Source organism: Pseudomonas paraeruginosa, assembly GCF_003025345.2.
Taxonomy (GTDB): Bacteria; Pseudomonadota; Gammaproteobacteria; order Pseudomonadales; family Pseudomonadaceae; genus Pseudomonas; species Pseudomonas paraeruginosa.
Genome location: NZ_CP020560.1, coordinates 2,756,175 through 2,759,148, shown reverse-complemented (window position 1 = coordinate 2,759,148; position 2,974 = coordinate 2,756,175). Strand labels below are relative to the sequence as shown.

4 protein-coding genes are annotated in these 2,974 nt (G+C 66.3%); all 4 read left to right on the top strand.

Going from position 1 to position 2,974, the window contains the following annotated elements; all coding sequences use genetic code 11:
• Positions 1–317: 317 nt before the first annotated feature.
• From B7D75_RS13200 to B7D75_RS13185, 4 genes are read left to right on the top strand one after another with little or no spacing between them, the layout of a single operon-like run.
• Positions 318–1,529 carry a PepSY-associated TM helix domain-containing protein gene (locus B7D75_RS13200; RefSeq protein WP_107114097.1) on the top strand — a complete coding sequence of 404 codons (1,212 nt, stop codon included), beginning with the start codon at positions 318–320 and terminating at the stop codon, positions 1,527–1,529.
• Positions 1,526–2,065: a hypothetical protein gene (locus B7D75_RS13195; RefSeq protein WP_043099314.1), complete on the top strand. Its 540-nt coding sequence runs from the start codon at positions 1,526–1,528 to the stop codon at positions 2,063–2,065. Before B7D75_RS13200 ends, B7D75_RS13195 begins: the two co-directional genes overlap by 4 nt.
• The gene (locus tag B7D75_RS13190) at positions 2,062–2,391 is read left to right on the top strand and encodes a hypothetical protein (protein ID WP_003089624.1); all 330 of its coding nucleotides are present in this window, start codon (positions 2,062–2,064) and stop codon (positions 2,389–2,391) included. Before B7D75_RS13195 ends, B7D75_RS13190 begins: the two co-directional genes overlap by 4 nt.
• The gene (locus B7D75_RS13185; protein WP_107114096.1) at positions 2,388–2,948 is read left to right on the top strand and encodes a DUF6162 family protein; all 561 of its coding nucleotides are present in this window, start codon (positions 2,388–2,390) and stop codon (positions 2,946–2,948) included. Before B7D75_RS13190 ends, B7D75_RS13185 begins: the two co-directional genes overlap by 4 nt.
• Positions 2,949–2,974 lie beyond the last annotated feature (26 nt).

The window sequence follows — 2,974 nt, the reverse complement described above, 5'->3', positions numbered from 1 at the left end:
CGGTCTTCTTCCGTGCACATGGGCAACGAGCGCGGGGCTCGGTCGTTCATGTGAAACGGACGACACATCGTGAAAATTAACCGGGCAGCGACTTCCGGTCGCACCTTGGCCGATCGGTTTTTTGCATAGCCATCAGGCGCTTAGGCAAATGACGAAGAAATCCTTCGGGACGGGTACGAAAGTCATTGCGAAACATTTGCTTTCATCTTCCCTTTCAGGTTCTGCGCGACTCATTCGTCCTATATCGATGAACGGGGCGTAACCAGTCCTCGAAACCCATGGACCGCTCCAGCGGCCTCTAACCTACCGTTAGCCTCATGTCGAAAAAGTCCCGCTCCAGACTCTGGTTCCTCGTCCACAGCTGGCTGGCCCTGCCCATCTGGTTCTTCGTCCTGATCGTCTGCGTCACCGGCACCCTGGCGGTGGTCAGCCAGGAGATCGTCTGGCTGGCCAATCCGGAAATCCGTGCCAGCAAGCCGAGCGACGCCGCCGAACCGCTGAGCTACAGCCAGGTCCTCGCCGCCATCAACCAGGCCCGGCCCGAGCTGAAGGTCGAATCGATCGAACGCCCCGACGAATCCCACTTCGCCCTGACCGTCGATGTCAGCCATCCAGACGGCAGCAGCGCGGCGCTCTATGTGAATCCCTACACCGGCGCCATCCAGGGCAAGAGCCCACACTTCGATTTCCGCCAGTTCACCCGCGCCCTGCACGGCTGGTGGCTGATGCCGTTCGATAACGGTTACAGCTGGGGCTGGTACCTGGTCTCGCTACTCGGACTGCCGATGTTGGCCTCGCTGGTCACCGGTCTGGTGGTCTATAAACGATTCTGGAAGGGTTTCTTCAGACCACGCCTGCGCATCAGCCAGAGCGCGCGCATCTTCTGGGGCGACTTCCACCGCCTGAGCGGCATCTGGTCGATCTGGTTCATCGCCGTGATCTCCATCACCGGCACCTGGTTCCTGATCCAGGCGATCCTCGCCGACAATCACATCACTCTCTCCAGCGAAGGCCCGCCGCCGGTCATCGCCCGCAGCGAAGTGCCGCTCTCGCCTTCCGGCCAGCCGGCGGCGCAGATCGACCTCGACGAGGCCGTGCGCATCGCCACCCGGGACATTTCCGGCTTGGAAGCCAGCGGGCTGTTCCTCCCAGGCAACGCCTACAGCCCGCTCTATGTCTATGGCCGCGGCTGGTACCCGCTGATGTACCAGTCGGCGGCGATCAATCCCTACAACGGCAGGATCGAGTCTTCCCGCCTGCTCGGCGACCGCACCCCGCTGGAGTTCGTCACCGAATCCATGCGCCCCCTGCACACCGGCGATTTCGGCGGTATCTGGGTCAAGCTGATCTGGTTCGTCTTCGGCCTGCTGCTGAGCATGATGGTGCTCAGCGGCCTGCTGATCTGGAGCAAACGCACCGCACAGGCCACCGCCGCGCTGGTCAAGCGCGGCAACCGCCCGGCGCGCCAGCCGAAACCGGCCAAGCCGGCGCCGGTAATGGCCAACCAGACCGCGGAGGGGCAGCCATGAGCAAGGCCGCCGTTGCCCAGCCCGCTTCGCCGCTGCGCCAGTTCTGGCTGCGCTGGCGTTTCCACCTGAACGTCCTGCTGATCCTGATCCCGCTCGGTTTCATGCCGCGTTATTTCGCCGACATGGCGTTGTTCTCTGGCACCAGCGGACTGGGTGAACGCGAGATCGGCGAAGTCCAGGTAGGCCCCTGGAGTCTCAAGCTCGCCGAATGGCGTATCGAACCGCCGCACGACGAAGGCCCCGCCGGCTTCATGAAGGACTTCAATGCCGCCCTCTGCCAGGCCTGCATTCCCCAGGTCAAGGCGACCTACCTGCGCATCGGCAAGCCGCGCAGCCTGCGTGCCGCCGGGGTGATCTTCTTCGGCAGCCCCTACCGCATGGGCACCAGCGTGCCGATCCCGCCGCGCACCCGGCCCGACGCCGAGCTGTGGATCACCATGGAAGGCTGGGACGGCTCCATGCACCAGGCTTCCATTCCCCTGGCCGAGGCATCCCCCGCCACCGTGGCCTGGCTGAACAAACGAGGTAAGCAATGAGCATCCACACCCGCCCCTGGCGCCTGCCCCTGGCCGCCCTGTTGCTCGGCCTGAGCGGCGCGGCCCTGGCGCACAACCCGATCTGCGAATGCGAGGAAGTGCAGGCCGGCGAGATCCGCTGCAAGGGCGGCTTCTCCGACGGCAGCGGCGCCCCCGGCGTAACCCTCGACGTGATCGGCTACGACGAGCAGATCCTGGTTCCCGGCAAGCTTGGCGCCGACTCGACCCTGACCTTCAAGCGTCCCGACGGCGAGTTCTACGTGCTGTTCGACGCCGGCCCCGGCCACGTGGTGGAAATCGACCACGCCGACATCGCCGCGCCATGAGCGTCGAAACCGTCCGCCCGGCCGGCGCCGGCCACGAGACCCTCTACGTACTGCTCGGCAGTGTGCTGATCCTGGCCCTCGCCGCCACGGTGGTTGGGCTGCGCCAGCAGTCCCATGAAGCGCAAGCCCTGGAACCCCACCAGGTGGACGCCCGACTCGACCTGAATGCCGCCGAACAGGGCATCTACGCCGACCTGCAGGTCGCCGCCGAAGACATCCAGGCGCGCCTGGACGACGGCGAAGCCGCGCCCTCCGTCGACGAACTGGCCGCCGAGGGCTTCCCGCCCTTCGTCGCCGACGTCGCCGCGAGCAGTCGCGGCGAGCACCGCTGGAGCCACGGCGAAACCGCCGGGCGTCCGAGCTACCTGGGCGCCAGCGGCAAGCCCGGGGTGGCCGGTTCGTTCCTCCTGCTGCTCGGCCCCACCGAGGTCTGGCTGAAGCCCGCCGCGGCCGCTGCCGGCGTCGTACCGGGCGACGCCCGAGCCCTGGCCGATGCCGGCTGGCGCCAGGTGGTCAGCCGCTTCGACGCCGGCGTGACCCGCCAGCACCGCCATTGACCGCTCACCGACTCCACAGAAGGCGA